This window comes from Paenibacillus sp. NPDC058367 (genome assembly GCF_042723305.1).
GTDB lineage: Bacteria > Bacillota > Bacilli > Paenibacillales > Paenibacillaceae > Paenibacillus_AQ.
In genome coordinates this window covers 1,023,326-1,042,606 of sequence record NZ_JBHXIZ010000002.1, presented here as the reverse complement: position 1 = coordinate 1,042,606, position 19,281 = coordinate 1,023,326, and the positions used below count along the sequence as shown (strand labels likewise).

The 19,281-nt window shown below is 39.7% G+C and carries 20 protein-coding genes and 1 pseudogene; 3 read left to right on the top strand and 18 right to left on the bottom strand.

Annotated elements, in window-relative coordinates:
* The first annotated feature begins 33 nt into the window (after positions 1–33).
* From ACFWMP_RS15815 to ACFWMP_RS15805, 3 genes are all read left to right on the top strand, one after another.
* Positions 34–231, top strand: coding sequence for a hypothetical protein (locus tag ACFWMP_RS15815; RefSeq protein ID WP_379424313.1), 198 nt, complete (start codon positions 34–36; stop codon positions 229–231).
* A 457-nt stretch (positions 232–688) separates the two neighbouring features.
* Positions 689–1,288, top strand: coding sequence for a TetR/AcrR family transcriptional regulator (locus tag ACFWMP_RS15810; RefSeq protein WP_379424191.1), 600 nt, complete (start codon positions 689–691; stop codon positions 1,286–1,288).
* Positions 1,285–2,022 (top strand): hypothetical protein, encoded by a 738-nt coding sequence (locus ACFWMP_RS15805; RefSeq protein WP_379424190.1) that lies wholly within the window; start codon positions 1,285–1,287, stop codon positions 2,020–2,022. Before ACFWMP_RS15810 ends, ACFWMP_RS15805 begins: the two co-directional genes overlap by 4 nt.
* A gap of 612 nt (positions 2,023–2,634) precedes the next feature.
* On the opposite strand, the gene ACFWMP_RS15800 is transcribed toward ACFWMP_RS15805, so the two are convergent.
* The 18 genes and pseudogenes from ACFWMP_RS15800 to ACFWMP_RS15715 all read right to left on the bottom strand — a co-directional run bounded on the left by ACFWMP_RS15800 (position 2,635) and on the right by ACFWMP_RS15715 (position 19,230).
* Entirely contained in the window at positions 2,635–3,159 is a 525-nt protein-coding gene (locus ACFWMP_RS15800) for a putative immunity protein (protein ID WP_379424189.1), read from the bottom strand.
* The gene (asnB, locus tag ACFWMP_RS15795) at positions 3,156–5,051 is read right to left on the bottom strand and encodes an asparagine synthase (glutamine-hydrolyzing) (protein WP_379424188.1); all 1,896 of its coding nucleotides are present in this window, start codon (positions 5,049–5,051) and stop codon (positions 3,156–3,158) included. Before asnB ends, ACFWMP_RS15800 begins: the two co-directional genes overlap by 4 nt.
* A gap of 162 nt (positions 5,052–5,213) precedes the next feature.
* Positions 5,214–6,152 carry an alpha/beta fold hydrolase gene (locus ACFWMP_RS15790; protein WP_379424187.1) on the bottom strand — a complete coding sequence of 313 codons (939 nt, stop codon included), beginning with the start codon at positions 6,150–6,152 and terminating at the stop codon, positions 5,214–5,216.
* 277 nt (positions 6,153–6,429) lie between these two features.
* The gene (locus tag ACFWMP_RS15785; protein WP_042188496.1) at positions 6,430–6,654 is read right to left on the bottom strand and encodes a DUF896 domain-containing protein; all 225 of its coding nucleotides are present in this window, start codon (positions 6,652–6,654) and stop codon (positions 6,430–6,432) included.
* Positions 6,655–6,680: 26 nt separating this feature from the next.
* Positions 6,681–7,142, bottom strand: a complete 462-nt coding sequence (locus ACFWMP_RS15780; RefSeq protein WP_379424186.1) for a MarR family winged helix-turn-helix transcriptional regulator — start codon at positions 7,140–7,142, stop codon at positions 6,681–6,683.
* A gap of 107 nt (positions 7,143–7,249) precedes the next feature.
* The gene (locus tag ACFWMP_RS15775) at positions 7,250–8,347 is read right to left on the bottom strand and encodes a HAMP domain-containing sensor histidine kinase (protein WP_042188498.1); all 1,098 of its coding nucleotides are present in this window, start codon (positions 8,345–8,347) and stop codon (positions 7,250–7,252) included.
* Between the two features lie 83 nt (positions 8,348–8,430).
* Positions 8,431–9,069, bottom strand: a complete 639-nt coding sequence (locus ACFWMP_RS15770; RefSeq protein WP_042188500.1) for an ABC-2 transporter permease — start codon at positions 9,067–9,069, stop codon at positions 8,431–8,433.
* Positions 9,070–9,086: 17 nt separating this feature from the next.
* Positions 9,087–9,722 (bottom strand): ABC-2 transporter permease, encoded by a 636-nt coding sequence (locus ACFWMP_RS15765; RefSeq protein WP_379424185.1) that lies wholly within the window; start codon positions 9,720–9,722, stop codon positions 9,087–9,089.
* Positions 9,715–10,584: an ABC transporter ATP-binding protein gene (locus ACFWMP_RS15760; protein WP_379424184.1), complete on the bottom strand. Its 870-nt coding sequence runs from the start codon at positions 10,582–10,584 to the stop codon at positions 9,715–9,717. The genes ACFWMP_RS15765 and ACFWMP_RS15760 overlap by 8 nt, the downstream gene beginning before the upstream one ends.
* On the bottom strand, positions 10,581–10,961 hold the full coding sequence (locus tag ACFWMP_RS15755; RefSeq protein WP_042188506.1) for a GntR family transcriptional regulator: 381 nt from the start codon (positions 10,959–10,961) through the stop codon (positions 10,581–10,583). Before ACFWMP_RS15755 ends, ACFWMP_RS15760 begins: the two co-directional genes overlap by 4 nt.
* A 160-nt stretch (positions 10,962–11,121) precedes the next feature.
* Positions 11,122–11,799, bottom strand: a complete 678-nt coding sequence (locus ACFWMP_RS15750; protein WP_379424312.1) for a M14 family metallopeptidase — start codon at positions 11,797–11,799, stop codon at positions 11,122–11,124.
* A 122-nt stretch (positions 11,800–11,921) separates the two neighbouring features.
* Positions 11,922–12,569 (bottom strand): HupE/UreJ family protein, encoded by a 648-nt coding sequence (locus ACFWMP_RS15745; protein WP_042188508.1) that lies wholly within the window; start codon positions 12,567–12,569, stop codon positions 11,922–11,924.
* A gap of 19 nt (positions 12,570–12,588) precedes the next feature.
* A pseudogene (gene larC, locus ACFWMP_RS15740) lies at positions 12,589–14,001 on the bottom strand (nickel pincer cofactor biosynthesis protein LarC).
* A gap of 48 nt (positions 14,002–14,049) precedes the next feature.
* A complete protein-coding gene (gene larB / locus ACFWMP_RS15735) occupies positions 14,050–14,799 on the bottom strand; it encodes a nickel pincer cofactor biosynthesis protein LarB (RefSeq protein ID WP_379424183.1) in 750 nt (249 codons plus the stop codon).
* 30 nt (positions 14,800–14,829) lie between these two features.
* Positions 14,830–16,302, bottom strand: a complete 1,473-nt coding sequence (locus ACFWMP_RS15730) for a gluconokinase (protein WP_379424182.1) — start codon at positions 16,300–16,302, stop codon at positions 14,830–14,832.
* A gap of 16 nt (positions 16,303–16,318) precedes the next feature.
* Entirely contained in the window at positions 16,319–17,125 is an 807-nt protein-coding gene (larE, locus tag ACFWMP_RS15725; RefSeq protein WP_379424181.1) for an ATP-dependent sacrificial sulfur transferase LarE, read from the bottom strand.
* 42 nt (positions 17,126–17,167) lie between these two features.
* Positions 17,168–17,938, bottom strand: coding sequence for an SDR family oxidoreductase (locus tag ACFWMP_RS15720; protein ID WP_379424180.1), 771 nt, complete (start codon positions 17,936–17,938; stop codon positions 17,168–17,170).
* Positions 17,939–17,961: 23 nt separating this feature from the next.
* Entirely contained in the window at positions 17,962–19,230 is a 1,269-nt protein-coding gene (locus tag ACFWMP_RS15715) for a nickel pincer cofactor-dependent isomerase, group 22 (RefSeq protein ID WP_379424179.1), read from the bottom strand.
* Between the last annotated feature and the right edge of the window lie 51 nt (positions 19,231–19,281).

Sequence of the window (19,281 nt, the reverse complement as noted above, 5' to 3'; positions counted from 1 at the left end):
TGAAATGATACCCTTCCTAAGTAAATCATATGAATTCAAGGTTCGCAGCCGATGCACAATGAGCCGGGCGAAGTATCACTTATTTTTAACGGGGAAATCAACAACTACCGGGAACTGCGTAAATTGGTACCGGCGGCGTGGCAAGATGCTATGCGCCGCAGATCTGGTTGCTTCGGACACGTAGGTGGGCGGAATGACCGAAGTCAGGGAGCAATCTCGTTAATTTTGTAAGAAAACATGGTTATTGATCAACTCATTTATATGGGTGGATTTTATATGCCGGAAAAAGTGGGGGAATCGGCAAAGGGACAAAGTTCTTGTCCTATAAGGGAATATGTTCTTGTCTTCCGATGTCCAAGGACACCAAAGTGCCTACATTTTGGGATTTTGACATAAAGTCACCTACATTGTAGCGGTGATTGTACTTACTGATACTTACAAAGTATCTAGAGAGACTTTATAGCCGGATTTCTAGTTCACAAGGTAAGTAGTTCTTTGACAGTCCACAGATTTGAACGGTTGTACGAGGAGTAAGTTTCTGATCGGGGGATTAGATACGAGATATGCGATGGGCAGAGCTACTAATCCCGGCATGGATTGGAAACAGTTTTTATTGACTGAACTACATTCAGTCAGTTATGATTGAATCATATTCAGTCGCGATAAAAATTACATTGGGAGATGGACAATGAAGAGAATATCAAAAGAACCTGATCTAAGACGCCAAGAATTAATGGATATTGGCTTTGAACTTTATATGAAAAATGGTATGGGAGGATTTAGCATAAAGGATGTCGTTAATCATGCGGGTGTTGCAACCGGCTTATTTTATTACTACTTTAAATCTAAAGAAGAGTTTGTTAATGAGATTTTGAATAATTTCATTGTGAAAAATGTAGAAAAAATTCAACAAGCACTTAATTCAAATGAATTGACCGTTATGCAAAAAATGAAAGATTCTCTAGAGATATTTTGGACATTTATTGAAAAACTAGCACCATATAAACATGTGAGTTCTTATCAGACAGAACAACACTTCCAACTCGAGAAGAAATTATACAAGCAAATACACCCGCTATTTCAACAGGTAATTGAAGATGGGATGAAAATAGGGATTTTCCACACTGCCAACGCATCGTTAACTTCTGGATATATTTTATATGGCCTTAGTAGTATTGCCCATTCGGAGATAGATTTAAATCTTGATATTAAGAAAGAGATCGTTAATCTAATATTAACCACACTACGATACGATCCAAAACATAAGAATACAGGAGAATTCATATGAAAATTTATATTAACGGAAACGATATTTCACAGGAACAACTTACAAAATGGAAAAGAGAACGTATAAAAAAGGTTTTAAATACATTAGGACATAATGAGCCTGAAATAAATGATACAGACGCCATGATAAAAAAGTTAGCTGAACTAAAGATGAGATATTCCTATAACGAAATGTACGATAAATTGAAATCTAAACTTAGATTGAGTGGAATGATTATGCGTGTCTGTGCTGCTTTATCTGGAGATAGACGGAAATTTTCAAAAACAGGTATCTATTTAGAGGGCATTTCGGCAGAAGAAGCTATAAAGGGAATTGATAGTTTAATGCTAGAGCAATCACGCGAGAATGATAAAGTAAATCTATCAGCTTGTCCTGATCATTATGTATTAAGACCTTTTGGAGAAAACGAACTGGAGGTCATTGAAACTACTGGTAATTCCCCGTTTCCTGTTCAATTCTTCATTGTCTTTGATGACGAAACAGGATTAAAAACACCTAGAGATAACACTTATCAGTACCAATCAGCAGGTGTTGCCCGTATGAAAGACGGTACTATTATAGGTGGGGTTCGTCATCAATTCAAAGATACCAATACTGGGATAGAAGTAAGTCTTGTTGTTGAGTTCCCAGCGCTTTGTCCTACTAGACTTATAGAATCGCATCAATTGCATTTAGCATGTGAGTTTTCTTATTGGTTACAATGGATCAAGGATCATAAAAATAGTAACGGATAAACATCCTTGAAATAAAGAAAACATGCAGTTTTTTTATAATTAAGACTAAAGTGTAGTGCTCATGCCTTACGAAGTTTTTGATGTAGGCAATGTCGCCGTTTTATATTTTTTGTTTGAGAAAGAGGTCATTTCAGTAGAATGTACTGAATTTTATCTAATAGAATGGGGGGTGAATTTCTATGTTTGCCATACTTTTAGCTATTAACACGATTTTGATGACAATTGGAACCAAACAGGGCCTTTTCCAACTCATATACATATGTACAAAATACGGGTTTTGTGAGTAAGTAGTATATAAATTAATGAAGCAAGCCAATTTAAACCATACTAAAGCCAATTAGCTGTCCATAATTGATATCTATACAATATTCAAAATTGTTCATAATAGCTTCCCTTTCATGAACAATCGAATCTCTTTTTAGAAATTGATATGTCTCTAACGAGTATTAAACTTTAAAGTGTATCAGAATCTCGGATTAAACTCTGTGTGGTTATATTTAATATGTTTATTGTTGATTGTTCTTTACGTACCTCTTAAATAAAAAATCTAATTATTACCATTAATTAACTTATATCAATATCTTCATACACGTCAGTCTTATAGCTTCAATTTTAAAACATTTCTTTAGCTATCCTTAATTGTCTTTCCCGTTCTTTAGTGGCAGCCTCAGCCACTGAGAAATTATTGGATATGTTTACCATTTTAACGGCGTAGTCACTGCTTACCATAGCGTGTCCTCTCATATGTCCAGTTGCAATGGCTTGTGCAAAAGAACGAGCAGCATACTTACTTGCTTCGGTTGTGGACTCTTTCGCTAATTCATTGACTATGAACCCAACTTTTCTTAAGTCAAAGGCTCTGATAACACCAGCTATACGTTTTTCTAGTGTTTCTATCCCTAAATCAATGCGCGGGTCATTTATAAGATGTTGATCCAGATGATCCAGGTGTTCAACAGCAACGCTCAAAGCCCATTTGGCCAGAAACTTCTGCGGTAATTTTTCAAGTGTCTCTTCAAGTTGATTTCTTAATTCATTATTGTCTACAATCTTTATCTTAGGAATACTGTAAGTAAACTCGTTAGTTGATTTTATTTGCTGCTCATGTTTATTCCACGCATATTCCTCAATGTTCAAACGATCTCTCCCCCATTACAGCACGGCACTCTTAATTGCTTCAGATCTTCTTTCATAAAAAGCGTGTACCACACTGAAAAAATGTAAATTAGCCAGATTCTACGCGAATAATCACCTTTATTACTCCGATGCTGGATAAACATTTCTTCGATGATATTCATATTGAATATTTCTTCAATACCACTATAGCGTATTTGCTCAAACATTATATCTGAAATCGGGGTCTTAAGCCAATCACGAATTGGTACGGGAAATCCTAATTTCGGGCGATTCACAATAGCATCAGGAACAATTCCTTCCATAGCTTTACGCAAAGCGAGTTTTGTTGTATTTTTGCCAATCCGATTGGAGACTGGAATTTTACTAGCCGTTTCGAAAACCTCTTTATCTAAAAACGGGACTCTTAATTCCAATGAATGTGCCATAGACAGCTTATCTGCTTTTGACAAAATATCGCCAGGCAACCAAAAATTCATATCAATAAACTGCATTCTTGTCGTAGGATCTAGGTGCACTGTCTTATCATAAAAAGGCTTAACGATATCCGTGGGATGTAAAAAGCTGTTTTGAGCGTGTACCGATTCGTGGAGCAAGTTCATCTTTCCGCTTTTGTTAAAGATATTAGCATTACCGAAAAAGCGTTCCTCTAAAGGTGTCAGCCCCCGAAGTAAATAGTTTTTCCCATAAAAATGATATGGATATATAGACAATGATTTTCGTAACGAATCCTTTATGAAATTGGGCATCCATGAAATGGGTCTTAATGCATCTGGCTCTCTATAGATCCGGTATCCTCCGAATAATTCATCAGCGCCTTCCCCTGATAGGACAACAGTGACATGATCTTTTGCAAGCTGATTTAGATGATAAAGAGCAATGGCGGAAGGATCCGCGACAGGCTCATCAAGATGCCATACCGTTTTCGGAATACTCTCAAAAAAGTCTTCTGTTGATAAAATGTGAAAATAATGATCCGTTCCCAGTTTAGCTGCCGTTTGATTTGCAATGATTGTTTCATTGTTTACCCCTTCAAATCCAATCGAAAAGGTCTTTGTGGATTCTTCTGCTTTCATCATTGCAGCTATAGCTGTGGAGTCAATTCCACTGGACAAAAAACACCCTCTATTCACATCACTTTGTAAATGAAGGTTTACAGACTCTTTCAATTTCCACTGAATTTCTTCCGCATAGTCAGCTAAAGATCGTTTTACCGGATGAAAATGGGGCTCCCAATATTTCTCGATCTTCATTTCACCTTCAGAGTTAACTAATACTCTCTCTGCAGGTCCTAATTTATGAATATGTTCAAACATCGTATCCGGTTGCGGCACATACTGAAAAGTTAAGTAGCTAAATAAACTTTGATACTGAAGCTTTCTTGGTACTCCGCGAACCGCAAGAATGCTTTTAATTTCCGAAGCAAATAAAAGATGATTCTCGTCTTTGTAATAATAAAAAGGCTTGATGCCAAAATGATCTCTTGCAGCAAAAAGGGTCTGTTCCTTAACATCCCAAATCGCAAAACTAAACATTCCTCGTAAATGATGGACACAGTCCTTACCGTATTCCTCATATAAATGCACAATGACTTCTGTATCTGATTGCGTTTGAAAGTGATGTCCCTTTAACTTAAGCTGATCTCGTAGTGTTTTATAATTATAGATTTCACCATTAAAAACAATCCAAAGGGAACGATCTTCATTCGTCATCGGTTGATTTCCATCACGTAAATCTATAACGGATAACCTACGAAAACCGAGCCCAATTTGAGAATCGAGCCATACACTTTCATGATTAGGACCTCGGTGATTCATTGCGCCTGTCATTTGTTTTAAGGTTTCTTCTTGCGGGGGTTGTCCATTACATTTTAAGATTCCTGCTATTCCGCACATGCTATTGTAGTCCTTCCTATAGTAAAGATTAGGATATAGAGTGCCCACAATTGCATTGATCAATCATTTTTTTTAGAATCACGCTGGTGAATCGTACTTTAATCCATAAAAAAACGTCAAATGATTCACTATATGAATCGTTCGACGTTTTCTCATTCACTCTTATTTTATTTCACTCATGAAGCTTCTGAAGTTCTCCACGATTTCTTTCGATCGGGTATGGTGTAAATAATGATCGCCTTCAAACATCATCATCTTCCCATGTAAGGAATCTTTGATCTGTTCTTCGTGTAAAGCTGCCCAACCCTCAACATCCGAATTATCTTTTACTAAGAAGAACATCACGGGAAGTTCTTTAGGGAACTTTAAGTTTTCTGCGGCTTTGAAGTTGCTTGAGAAATGATCTGCTTCGCTGATGATATTTGGATTCATCATGTTTTTAAGCGAAAGCATTCTATTTTGCTCTTTCGTTTCATCATCAACATCGGGTGCAATGATTTGATCAGGCGAGAGTTTAACCAGCAATCTGTAGAAACCTGATTGTTTAAGTGATTTTAAGGCTGCTGTTGGAAGTTCATCGCCGGCTCCTTGTGCCGGAACACTGCTGTCGATCCCTACGAATGCACTAACTTCGTTTTTGTATTTGTTTACATAGTCTAGAGCATAAATTCCGGATATGGAGTGTCCCATCAGAATATAACGGTCTATATTTAATTGTTGTAAACTCTCATGTAACTCACTCACTATATTTTCAGTACTTCGTTCTTTTTCCGTGATATCACTTAATCCATAGCCAAATGGCTCAATCACAACCACTTTGTAAAATGGAGATAACTCGTCTACAAGCGGCTTAAAATCAATACCCGGCGCTGCAGTTCCATATCCTGGTAATAATACTACCGTCTCTTCACCATTTCCTTGAATCGTGACGTTCATTTTTTTTCCATCTACAGGTACAAGCTGACCATAGGGTTCAATTTTTCCTTTCTCGATTTTGTTGCAGATCACATTAACAGTAAAAACAATGGCTAGAAAAAGCGCTATGGCTATGACTATAACTCCTATTGCTTTCAGTAAAAAGAAAAATGTCTTTTTCATCATGTAATTCCCGCTCCCCACATATTTATATCTTCTCTTCTGTCCATTTCATTCTAACAATCCAGTCTTAGATCCTGTGAAACACAAGTTTAAGTGAACCTTAACTTTCAGCATCAGCTAACGAAATCAAATTAAGCTTCCGTTAAGATAACTTTTATAAATATGATTCCACTTTCGTCCATTTGATATCATAAAAAAACACCTTTAGATATTCGCTGATTAGCCCATAAGACCATTCAACGATATTCTAAAGGTGTAAATTCACTTCATTAGCTAAATATTAGTTCAAAGTTTCTTTACGCGATAAACGAATTTTTTCAGGCGTAACATCATTTCCCTCAGGATCTACAATCGTTACTCCCGATAGACTGTTACGAACTTGTCCACGAATTTCACGCAGATAATCTTCACGCAAAGCGATCTGTTCCACCCATTCACTTTTTGTCAGACCTTCTTCACGTTCTTTCCTGGCTAGTTCATTAATACGAGTCAAACTGGTAATCATCTATGTTCCTCTTTTCTAAGTTTTGATTAGCTTGCTAATAAATTTACAACCATCTGTTTCATAAGCCTTCTTAATAATAAACGTTCTTCGGGTAAAATTCCTGTTAATAATTTATCCAATTGCTTATTCCATATACGTTCCACAGGTTCACAAAGATTACGTCCGGCTGGAGTTAGGTACACTCGGCTTACTCTGCCATCTTCAGGATCTCTTTTTCGAACAACAAACCCATGACTCTCAAGTGATTTCACCATATTCGTAATAGTTGGAGGCTCACAATTCAGACTTTCGCTTAACTGGATCTGTGTCATTCCATCTGATCTCCATAACCGGCATAATAACTGTTCTTGGCCCACATGAAGATTAAATTCTCTAAGCAATGCTGCATAATCTCTACGCATTTCCGCTGAAATTCTATCCAGTAGTTCTCTTATCTCATTTTCAATCACAGCTTTTTCCCCCGAACCACCTTGCAAATTAATTAGCATGCTAATTATATCATGTTTTTAAGAGGATTTCAAAGGTGGACGATTTTTAGATATCACCCACCAACGAATCCTCTTTAGGTTGGTACTTCATCATATAGAAATGGTCTTCAATTACTGTTTCTCGGGAGTCTCACTTCAAAGATTGTCCGCACCACACTGCTTTGCGCAGATACGGTTCCATTATGCTGCTCTACTATATTTTTAGTAATAAACAAGCCAAGTCCCGTACTTCCTGTTGGATGTGTTCGTGCACGATCACCCGTGTAAAACATATCAAAAATTCGTGGCAGCTCTTCCGGCTCAATACAATTCCCATAGTTAATTACTTCAACGACTACCTCGTTAGCGTCCAAGTAACCGTGAATATCAATAAATTGACCATCGTTTCCGTATCGGGCCGCATTCGTAAGAAGGTTCTCAAATACACGAGCTAACAATTCCCCGTCACCGTAAATCATCAGAGGTTGTGTCATATCCAATCTGGAGGTTAGGCCATTTTTCTCAAAGACTGGATATAATTCTTCATTTAATTGTAAGAGAAGCTCACTGAGATCAATCGAGGATTTCTCAAGCTTAAGCTTGCCATAATTCATTCTTGTAATTTCAAACAGCTCATCAATCAATTTTTCTAAACGTTGAGATTTGGTATAAGCAATCGTCGTGTAATGCCTGGTCTGTTCAGGGGTTAATTGATTGTCTTTCAAAATAAAATCCAAATAGCCGATAACCGAGGTTAGGGGTGTACGCAAATCATGCGCCAGGTTCAACACGAGTTGATCTTTACTGCTCTCGGCAATGTCTCCCCGCTCAATGGCTTCTTGCATATTCTCAATGGCTAGATTGAGATCATGACCAATCATTCCAAATTCATCTTTGGAGGGTATATCTACTCGTTCGGAGAAATCACCTGATGCTAGTTGATGAATCCCCTTTGATATTTCTTTGAAGTATTTTGCATAAGGCTTAGTGAATAAGAAGAAAAATAGAATGGCTAATGGTATAAAGATAATTAAAAATGTATTCACATCTCCAATATCTCTTATTACATAGCGAACTTTGGTTAGTGGATTCTCGAATTTCACCTCAGAGTGATAATATCGCTGGAGCGCCTTATAGATTAAAAAGGTTATCCCACCGGATACTAGCATACTGGCCATCAGCAGCATAATCATTTTTGTACGAAAACTATAAATCATTTTAGGCATTAGATGTATACCCTTCCCCTACAGTATTTATCTTTGTAGTGATAATGGTATATGAATTCAATCTAAATCTCAAATTATTAACATCAGAGATCCTTCTTCTCAAAAATCCGCAAAGAAATGAGATAAGAACAGCTGAGTAAAAACACGTAAGCGAGTCCTAGTATGATATAAGGAATAAAGTTAGACTTCACTCCAGAGCTATGCCAGTTCTCTAGGTCAGGAAACCATTGAAGCAAGCTGCCGATCACGTTCGGACCAACCATTATAATCATCATAAATACGAGATTAACCACTTGCGTTCCTTTAGCCCCTAACCAGTAATGAATCGGTAAATAAAGCATAGCGAGGAGTGGGAAAATAGATATCGCAATACCAACCTCTTGCCAAAAATGAGGGGTTACCTCTTTACCTGTCATGATAATCAGGAGATAGGTAAAAGCAGTTGCTGCCAGCCCAACAAGCGCATACGGAAGGATTGAGAAGTATTTGGCACGGACAAGCTCTTGTCTCCGCACAGGGAGATTAACGAGAAACCGTTGCGTCAGCTGCTGAGTATCCATAGAACAGGAGCTTATCAACAACAGCATGGGTGGCATTACCGTAAATAAACTGAAGCTATGATAGTTCGAGTAAGCGATAAAAATAAAGAAAGGGATAAGCAGCATCAGAAATTTACGCAAAAGAATGAAGTCTTTTTGAATAAGATAAAATGAATGATACACTATAAGTCCTCCTTAGCTTATAACTCTTCCCTGCTAAACAATCGTAGTGAAATCTTATATGAGAAGTACAAGATGAATAGATAAACAATCCCTATCAAACCTATCTGCACCAGATGATCTTGCAGCTTTAAATGGGTTATTTTTGAGAAAACTGATGAATGTGAGAGTGAAGATCCAGCGTTTATGGTGGTTATCGTTATAACTACATTAAAAAAGACATTGAAGTAATAGTTTTTGTATCCAAGCCAATAATGAATCGGCAGATAAATAGACGCAGTCAAAGGAATCATAAGTAACGTTAAAGATACCCCTATCCAATACTCTGGGCTAATGGAATATCCAAATGAAAAGGAAATTAGAAACAAAGCAAAAGAGCAAACCAAACCAATGAAACTATAAGGAATCAGTGATAAGTATTTAGCCAAAACAATCTCTTGCCGACTTACTGGCAGTCCTATAACAAACTTTGTGTTGTTATTCTGTGCATCCATTGAACAGGAGTATACGAGCAGTAGTAAAGATTGAAAGGTAGCAAACATACTGGAGCTATCCAATTGTACATATGCAACAAACAAAATACTCAAGAGAAATAAAGGGATGAAATTCCGCAGGAGAATAATGTCTTTCCGAATTAACAGCAAGAGATTAAACATACAAAGCATTTCCCTTTACCGTAAAATACATGATTTCTTCCAGCGTAGGTATTTCGCATATCGCTTGATCTCTTAAATACCGCGCCTCCTCAGAATTGTTGTTAAGAAGCGCCTCAAAACCAAGTGCTGTCTCTCTAATCCCAATGAAACACTTCCGCACATCCCGATCAAGCAACTCCTTGTTGCCTTTTACCAGCATATATTTATTAGGGAGAGATTCTTTCATCTCATTAAAAACTAACCTCCCCTCATTCACAAAAACAATATAATCCGCTATCCGGTCTAAATCAGTCGTGTTATGCGTGGAGAAAAGAATAGATTTCTTCTCATCCTGGATATGCTCACTAAGCAGATCAAGCAGTTCTCTTCGGAATATGGGATCAAGACCTGCAGTAGGTTCGTCCATGATGAGCAGGTCTGCACCGTGTGATAAAGCAATGGCGAGCGAATACTTCATTTTCATCCCTTTGGAGAGCTCCTTAATCTTTTTCCGCGGGGAAAGCTTAAACATCTCTATGTATTTCCTATAAGTCTCTTTATCCCACTGACTATAAAAGGGAGCAATCATCTTACTCATCTGATCGATGGTTAATTGCTCGTAAAAGTGATTCTCATCGGAAACATACCCAATTCGCTCTTTGTACTTTGCATTCTTTACGGTTGTTTCTTTGCCGAAAATCTCGATATTTCCTTGGTCGGGTTGTACCATACCCATCATCATTTTAATTAAAGTTGTTTTCCCTGCCCCATTGGGTCCAATTAGCCCCGTTATATACCCTTCCTTAATACCGAACGTAAGTTCGCATAGGCTAAAATGGCCATATTTTTTAGATATTTGATTCAATTGAATGACATCGTTCATTCTGTCTCCTCCTCATACAGCAGTTTCAACATCTCACTGAACTCAGCAAAATCAATCCCTAACATTTTACTCTCGTCGATAATCTCCTTCATCTTATTCTCCATGATCCGTAGCCGCTGCTCACGAATAAACTCCTGATCTGCACCAGAAACAAAGGAGCCTTTTCCCACAATGGAATTGATAAGGCCTTCTCTCTCCAGTTCTTCGTAAGCTCGTTTTGTTGTAATTACGCTAATCTGCAGCTCTTTGGCTAACAGTCGAATAGAAGGTAAAGGCGTACCTGAGACTAACTCTCCTTGCAGGATCATCTGGCGGATCTGACTTACAATCTGTGCATAGATGGGTTCACCGGAAGTGTTGGATATCAATATGTTCATGAACTCGTGCCCTCACTCCTAGTTTATGTGTATTCAATGTATATATGTAATATATACACTATACCCATTGTTGTCAATGATCTTTCAAATCCACACAAAACAAGCCGATTCCTATGAACTAAGGGTCAGCTTGCTTGGCATACAGCGTATCTAATCATCATCACATCAATCCAGCACTTCTTAAAAAGCGACTAACAATGTCTATCTGATAGCGAATACGAAGGTCACGATCAAGACTCCAGCAGGTTTCCACAGTAAATGCCTTCGCTCCTATGATACGGGAGACGGCTGCACGTGACGACCCGGGGCGCTCTCGTAAACGGATATTAAAATGATAAGAAGTATTAGCGATTGTACGATTAATGTCTTTTATGATAAGTCTTGCCGTAACCGTACCTTGGCTCCCCGGCTTAATAATAATAGACTGACCGAGGCGTTTCGGATTTCTTTGAGACAAACCGTTCGCTTCATGGAGATCAAGGTACCAGGTGGGGCGATAACGCCGTACTAATTGAAGCAAGGCTAAGGATAACGGATGTTTGGCAGTTCCATTCCGAGTACGCGGAAACGTTCGGTTCAAATCGGGCACGCCCCGAATTCGTTTGCGATAAGCTTTTTGATTCATAAGGGGAACAATAATAAGCGTACCACGGTAAATATATAGTTCTCCTTGTCTTAAGTGATTCACGATGTTTTTCGCCGCACGAATGCTTGCCGTTTCATTCCCGTGTATGCCGGACACCACCATAAACACAGGACCAGGTAGCCCACCTCTGATCACGTAATAAGGGGTGGCATGGGATGTGGACGATGCTAAAGTATAATTCTCAATGATCATCATGCTTCACCTCCGCATTTAGGTGTCCATATATTTGTATTCCGTAGGACCCCAGTTGTCCTAGACAGATATATGCAAAAAAAGCCTGATTTCTCAGGCTTTAGACTTTACGTAATTTGAATCTAATTTAACCACAATTGAAATAATCCTTCGCGAACCCCGAGGTTATACATATAATAAATCCCAAAAATGAAGCTAATAGATCCAGCTAGCTGAGTTAATGAGCGGTTCAACACTACATTCTTCTTACTGTAAACAAAAGGAATGCCAAGAATTGTCGTAAAGATAAGCATGCCACTAATCGTACCTAATCCAAATATCAAAATATACACGGCACATTCCCAAATTGAGGAGACCGTCGTGAGGGTAAGTAATACCATCGCCGCACTACCGGCTAATCCATGAATGAATCCGATGATGAATATCTTAATTAATGGAGATCTCTCATGGGTATGAGGTTCAATGTTTGACTTTTTTATAGACGCCATACTTTTAAACCCCAGATACACTAACATGATGCCAACGAGGAATTCTAAAGACATCGCCCATACTTCAGGTAATTCACCTTTTAACAGCACTAAAATCATTCCAACAATAAAAAGTGTACTTGTATGACCTATGCCCCAAAATACTCCAGTTAAAGTTGAACGCCATAATTTTTTATTTGTGCCTACCATAGTAGAAACCGCAATAATATGATCAGGTTCTATAGAATGCTTGATCCCTAGAATAAATCCGAAAAACAGCACAGACAATAAGCTAAATTCCAATTCAATTTCCTCCTACCATTCAAATGCAACTAGACTTTCGTACTTGATCGTAGACCCTTTTTAAAGGAATGCCATGCAAAAGGGCTATGCGCTTGCACTCCTCAAACTCAGGCGCCCACTGGACAACCTCACCTGCACATATCCCTTTTTTAATAGTCACGGTTCCCCACTCTGTTTCAACGGATTCAAACGTTCTTTCAAGACGGTGTACAATTAAGGGATAATATCGAATGCCTAGTGTTGTTGTTTCTTCAAATAAAATCTCCTTCATAACGCTTACATTTTCAGAAGAACAAAGGAGTTGTAGTAGTGTTCCTGGTCTGTTTTTCTTCATATAGATAGGTGTATAAAATACATCATTTGCCCCGTTCTCGAAGAGCAAGTCCATGACATAACCAAGCCATTCTCCGGGAATATCGTCTAGGTTCACTTCCATTTTCACCATGTCAGTATCTATATGTTCATGATCAGGAGGTCGTTGAGATTTCATGAACTTACTCCTTTCATATTTGTGCTAATCCCCAATAATAACTCTTAACGCATTGGGTTGATCCGAGAAAGTCTTAGTACCCGCTCCATATCCAATAGATTGAATGTTCATCGATGGAAGGGAACAAAACTCCTGAACGAGCACCGCAATTAAGGCAGCTCCAGTCGGTGTTGTTAGTTCTGCACTGATATTCGATTGCTCCAATGGAATGCCTTTAAGCATTTCAAGTGTTGCGGGCGCTGGAACCGGATAAATGCCATGATCAATGCGAATCTTCCCTTTGCCTACTGGAACTGGAGATGACTTGACGGTTTCAATCTCCATTTGATGAATCAGGATGGCCGCTCCAACAATATCAATAATAGAATCTACAGCACCCACTTCATGAAAATGCACCTGCTCTAGTGGGATTCCATGAATAAGCCCTTCGGCTTCTCCGATTTTCTTGAAAATTTTTAATGCTGTATTTTTCACCTGATCCGAAAAGCCAGCAGATTCAATTAACTTAACAATATCTTTATACGACCGGTGATCATGGTGGTGGTGCGTGTGGGTGTGACTATGTTCGTGACTGTGATCATGGTGTACGTGCATATGGCTATGGTCGTGCGAGTGATTTTCATCCGAATGGCTATGGTCGTGATCGTGCGAGTGATGCTCGTGTATGTGGGTATGATCGTGACTGTGATCATGATGATCATGCGTGTGTGCATGTTCGTGCTTATCTGTGTGGCTATGTTCATGTAAAAGTGCGGTTTTTTCACCACCAGAACTTATGTTCGCTTCACTCTGCAACAGCACATCAAACTTGGTACAAGTAATGCCATTTTTAACGATCTTACCCCACTTTAGTTCGTATTCAGCTTCGATATGCAGCTTGCTTAGCTCTTCTCTCAAATGGATGGGATCAGCTCCTGCATCGATAAGTGCTCCAATGAACATATCTCCGCTAATTCCGGAAAAGCAATCCAGATATAATGTTTTCATTATTTACAGCCCCTTTTGAATAAGCTTATGAATTAATGCGGCGTTGTACCCTCCACCGAACCCGTTATCAATATTTACAACACTTATACCTGAGGCACACGAATTCAGCATTGTTAGCAGCGCTGATAGACCATTAAAGCTAGCTCCATAGCCAATGCTCGTTGGGACAGCAATGACTGGATGAGCAACTAATCCACCAACCACGCTTGGAAGAGCCCCTTCCATACCAGCGACCACAACAGATACAACTGCATTCTGGATCTCTTCAGCATGATGCAACAGACGATGAATACCGGCGACTCCGACATCATAAATACGATGCACAGTACTTCCAAGCACCTCTGCAGTAACAGCAGCCTCTTCAGCTACCCTAATATCCGAAGTGCCTGCAGCAATAACGGCGATATAGCCTTTAGAGATATCCTCAGTACTTTCATTAGCTTTCCAATATAGAATTCTTGCAATTTCGTTATATATCAAATCTGGTATTACCTTTAAAATATCTTCAGCCTTATCCGAAGAAATTCTAGTGACGAGTACCTGAGTATTCCTCGTACGTAAGGACTGGACAATAGCAATGATTTGTTCGGAAGTTTTACCTTCACCATAGACAATCTCAGGGAATCCTTGACGTTTTTTTCGATGATGATCCACTTTCGCGAACCCCAACTCTTCGAAAGCAGCCAATCGTTCTTTTGCCTCTGGAACACTAAGCTTTCCAGCTTGAACTTGTTGTAAAATGTCCTCGAGCATTTCGTCACCTCTTTAGTTCAAATCTAGTCATCAGAATAATTCAGCTACGGTTTTTGCTACTTTTTCATAGTTACAATAAATTTCTTTATATCGCTTGCTGCTTTCCTGATTGGGGGTGACAGGCAGTCCCATCGGAATATTATCTTTGATTTCTTCAAAAGACTTCACGCGACCCGTGCCTACCAATGCCGTCCAAGCAGCGCCCCACGCAGCACTGTGATGATTCTCTGAAACATAAATCTCAGCTTCAAAAATATCAGCCATCATCTGCAGCCAAAGTGGAGATCTGGCCAAGCCGCCGTTCACATATATTTTTGAGGAGGTTCCGGCAATGTTATCTAGTGCCCTACCAATTTGATAGAGATTGAAAGTAATTCCTTCCAGCACAGCACGGATAAAATGCTCTTTCTTATGCGTAATCGCCAAACCATAGAAATTCCCTTTTGCCTGTTGATTCCACAGTGGTGCTCTTTCTCCATTTAAATAGGGTAGGAACAGCAGTCCCTCCGCACCAGGTTCAACACGCTCTGCTTCACTTAGAAATTCTTCGAAGCTTCCTTGATCTTGAATCAGATCCTTAAACCATTGAAGGACAATCCCACCATTGTTCGTAGGCCCTCCGATAATAAAAGTATCTTCGGTAAAAGAATAGCAGAACGTTTCTTGATTCTGACTAACCTTTGCGTGGCTTGTGAATTGTCTAATGGCTCCGCTAGTCCCTACTGAAACAGCAACTTCCCCTGGAAGTAGAGCGCCAATCCCTAAGTTAGCCAGCTGTCCGTCTGCTGCTCCGATCATAAAAGGAAGCTCTGCCTGAATTCCCATCTGTTCTGCTATTTCCGGATTAATCTTATTGAATTGAAAAGTTGGAGGAACAATCTTAGACAGCTGTTTATCAGATATGCCAACCAGCGTTAACAGATCCTGAACCCATGTGTGAGTTGCCGGGTTAAACAATCCGGTTGCAGAAGCCATCGAATAATCGATCATTCTTTCCCCAAACCAGCTGTAAATTAAATACTCCTTTATGGACATGAAGTAAGTAGCTTTTAGATAGGGTTCATAACCATTCTCCTTCATCCATAACAGCTTAATCAAAGGCGTCATCGGATGGACAGGAGTCCCAGTTTGCGCGTAAATCTGTTGTTTCATCGATTCTGACAGTTGATGGACCTGATCAGATCCTCTTCCATCCGCCCAAATGAGTGCAGGGGAGAGCGGGATGCCAGCTGCGTCTATTAGAACAAGAGAATGCATGGCCGCTGAGAATCCAATAGTAATCAATTCATTTTTACCGATCTTTGCTTTTCTAACAGCTTCTCTAATAGCCCTTACAGCAGAGCGTTCAATCTCGATTGCATCTTGTTCAACCCAGCCTTGCTGCGGATAATGGAAGCTATTCATTTCTTCAACCTCTGTGATTAATTTTCCATGAATCGTAAACACACAGGCTTTAACACTTGTCGTACCGATATCAAGTCCAATTACAAGCTCTCTAGACATGCCTAACCTTCCCTTCTTACGATATAGAAAGAGCTTTATTCATACTGCCGCTCCGATATCCTAACAGATCCAACGTAACGTATTTATAGCCGTAACTCTGAAGCTCTTGCACGATAAGATGATGATGTGCTAAAACAATCTCCATATCTAAGGGTTCCACTTCAATTCTTGCAATATCCTGATGGGTTCGAACTCGTACTTGACGTATTTTCAGCGATTTTAAATAAGCCTCGGCTTTTTCTACCTTCTGCAGTTTCTCATTCGTAATACGCTCCCCATAGGCGATTCTTGAAGACAGACAGGCGAACGATGGTTTTTCCCATGTAGGCAAATTAAATGATTTCGAAAGCTCTCTTATTTCTGTTTTAAACAGTTCAGCCTCAAGTAGAGGACCACGGATGCCTCTCTCTTTAGCGGCTTGCATCCCTGGACGATGTTCGTTCATATCATCTGCAATAACACCATAGATGATATTCTTAAAGCTCTTTTCCTCCAGTACAGGGATTAAGTGATCGAATAAGCTGCTTTTGCAAAAATAACAGCGGTTTTTATTGTTCTCTGCATACCCCGGAATTGCGAGTTCAGAGGTTTCAATTACCTGATGTGTAACACCTATAAGTGCAGCGAGCTCTTTTGCCTCCTCCAGTTCACTTGATGGATAGGTTTCTGAATCCGCGGTTATCGCGAGTACATGATCAGGACCCAAAGTATCAACAGCTACTTTTAATAAGAAGGTGCTATCAACCCCACCAGAGAATGCAACCACTACTGATTTCATTTCACGAAGGATGGATTGTAATTTGTTATATTTATCTGTAAGCACTTATGATCCCTCCCATTGATGAATCTATTTACAGGATGCTCTTTAAATCGTCATACTTCCAAATCCGCCATCTACACGAATTAATGTACCGGTAACGAAACTGGAGGCTTTCTCAGAGGCTAGCCATACCGCAGCACCTTGAAGTTCTTCTGGTGTTCCAAAACGCTGCATAGGCGTATGTTTCATAATGGAGTCTATTCGCTCTGGACTTAGAATTTTGCGATTCTGTTCAGCCGGGAAGAACCCAGGGATGATAGCGTTTACACGGATGCCATTTAATGCAAACTCACGCGCTAAGAACTGAGTAACACTGTTAAGCGCCGCTTTGGAAACCGAATAGGTGAACACTTTGGATAACGGTGTTGTTGAGGATACGGAAGAGATGTTAATGATGCTGCCTTTCCGATTCTGCTCAATCATTTTTTGGGCAAAGATTTGACAGGTCTGCACGATGCCTTTTAAATTCACATCCATAATATCGTCCCACTCTTCCATTTCTAGTTCGAAGAAAGGTGTGGAGCTATTTTTCCCTGGAGCGTTCAGCAGGATGTCCCATCCTCCAGCCCATTCCTCAATTTCAGAAGCTACCTGAAGCAGAGAGTCACGTGAACTAACATTAGCTTGAAATGCTTTTGCTGTACCACCATTCTTAGCAATGCTCTTTGCTACTTCTTCCGCTTTCTCTAGATTCCGTCCGACAATTGCAACTTGAGCGCCTTGTTCGGCCAATCCTGCCGCGATAGATGAGCCAAGTACGCTGTTCCCACCAATGGCTACTGCTATTTTTCCTGTTAGATCAAATAGATTAGTCATGTCTTCTCTCCCCAGTGTTAGTATTAAAGTAAGTTTCCATTGCTATCGAAAGTTAGGTCGTAGGCTTCAGAGATCAATTCCATTTGAGGATGCTGATTCACTACATCAATTAATGCCTCGGACACTTCCAACTCATTTAGCACCAATGTGTTTTTGATCCGAACCATTTTGACCTGAGTAAAATCTAAAATATTGCTGGTTTTGATAGCCGCTTGAATGGTTTCCCGGTCGTTAGGCAGCGTGGTTGCAATTTTTGTAGGTGCTACAACAGTAGAAGTCAATCCATTGGCATAGGTTACTTCCAGATCCATCTTGTCTACTAGCCTTTGCGTTGTAAAATCAGCGGTTCCAACACCGTTTGCATTACCTTCAGTCTGTGGCGTCAAATCAAGTACAACGATCTTATTAACCTCAGGACCTCCATAAGCGTATGGCGTTGGGTAACGACCTGTAATATTTGGATCCATACCGTCTCCGCTAATGTTTTTGCCAATTTGATCGATGATAAGTACCTCTAATTGATCAAAGAAAAGTTTTGGCAGCATTTCCTTTGCCTTCATTTGTAAAGCGGCTTCCTGTTCAACAATCTCTTCAGGAGTTAACGTCTCAATGCAAACTACTTTATCAAAAGCGTTTTCAATCGTTGCCACTCCAAATAGAATAGGTTTCTTCTCCATAATCATCTTGGCCATAGCGGGAACATTCTCGGCCATGTACTTGAAGCCCAACTGATGACAGGCCTCAGCACCTTTTTGCTTGCCTAAACCGATGCTAATCATCTTCATGATTCCGCTTTCGACAGGGCCTCTAAATGCGGTATGAGGTTTGATGCGATTAATCACTACAATCCCATCTGCACTTGCGGCATGTTTGTCTACATAAACGGGTAATCCATTAGGCAGCTCACCAAGCAGAACCACTTCCATCGATGAACGAATCTCGCAATTCACGCTTTCTTCTGTAACGCCCAGATGGGCCAAAACATCACGTTGTCCCTCAGCGGTGGCTCCGCCATGACTCCCCATGCTTGGAACGATAAAAGGCTTCGCTCCGGCATCTTGCAGAAACTTCACCGTAACGGCTGTAATTTCTACTAAACGGTCTAAACCTCTACTCCCAACAGCAATAGCGATTTCCATACCAGGTTGAATGGTGTTCCGAATCTCATCTCTTTGCAGCTTCTTATTCAATTCCTTCCCAAGGTCTTCAATATGCCCACTATCAAAATTCACTCTTACTTTGGCCATTTTCGGAACCGGAATATCTTTTAGAAGCTCTTGTAAAATCCCCATGATTTCCTCCACTCCAAGTACAAATTGTTATTCATTCATGCTTTCTAATCT

What these genes read in the sequence shown, in the direction of transcription:
- ACFWMP_RS15750 (WP_379424312.1), bottom strand. Translation starts at nt 11,799, where the DNA reads ATGATCATTGAGAATTATACTTTAGCATCGTCCACATCCCATGCCACC.
- ACFWMP_RS15810 (WP_379424191.1), top strand. Translation starts at nt 689, where the DNA reads ATGAAGAGAATATCAAAAGAACCTGATCTAAGACGCCAAGAATTAATG.
- ACFWMP_RS15720 (WP_379424180.1), bottom strand. Translation starts at nt 17,938, where the DNA reads ATGACTAATCTATTTGATCTAACAGGAAAAATAGCAGTAGCCATTGGT.
- ACFWMP_RS15760 (WP_379424184.1), bottom strand. Translation starts at nt 10,584, where the DNA reads ATGAACGATGTCATTCAATTGAATCAAATATCTAAAAAATATGGCCAT.
- ACFWMP_RS15785 (WP_042188496.1), bottom strand. Translation starts at nt 6,654, where the DNA reads ATGATTACCAGTTTGACTCGTATTAATGAACTAGCCAGGAAAGAACGT.
- ACFWMP_RS15790 (WP_379424187.1), bottom strand. Translation starts at nt 6,152, where the DNA reads ATGATGAAAAAGACATTTTTCTTTTTACTGAAAGCAATAGGAGTTATA.
- ACFWMP_RS15765 (WP_379424185.1), bottom strand. Translation starts at nt 9,722, where the DNA reads ATGTTTAATCTCTTGCTGTTAATTCGGAAAGACATTATTCTCCTGCGG.
- ACFWMP_RS15805 (WP_379424190.1), top strand. Translation starts at nt 1,285, where the DNA reads ATGAAAATTTATATTAACGGAAACGATATTTCACAGGAACAACTTACA.
- ACFWMP_RS15780 (WP_379424186.1), bottom strand. Translation starts at nt 7,142, where the DNA reads ATGCTAATTAATTTGCAAGGTGGTTCGGGGGAAAAAGCTGTGATTGAA.
- ACFWMP_RS15730 (WP_379424182.1), bottom strand. Translation starts at nt 16,302, where the DNA reads ATGTCTAGAGAGCTTGTAATTGGACTTGATATCGGTACGACAAGTGTT.
- asnB (WP_379424188.1), bottom strand. Translation starts at nt 5,051, where the DNA reads ATGTGCGGAATAGCAGGAATCTTAAAATGTAATGGACAACCCCCGCAA.
- ACFWMP_RS15715 (WP_379424179.1), bottom strand. Translation starts at nt 19,230, where the DNA reads ATGGGGATTTTACAAGAGCTTCTAAAAGATATTCCGGTTCCGAAAATG.
- larB (WP_379424183.1), bottom strand. Translation starts at nt 14,799, where the DNA reads ATGCTCGAGGACATTTTACAACAAGTTCAAGCTGGAAAGCTTAGTGTT.
- ACFWMP_RS15755 (WP_042188506.1), bottom strand. Translation starts at nt 10,961, where the DNA reads ATGAACATATTGATATCCAACACTTCCGGTGAACCCATCTATGCACAG.
- ACFWMP_RS15775 (WP_042188498.1), bottom strand. Translation starts at nt 8,347, where the DNA reads ATGCCTAAAATGATTTATAGTTTTCGTACAAAAATGATTATGCTGCTG.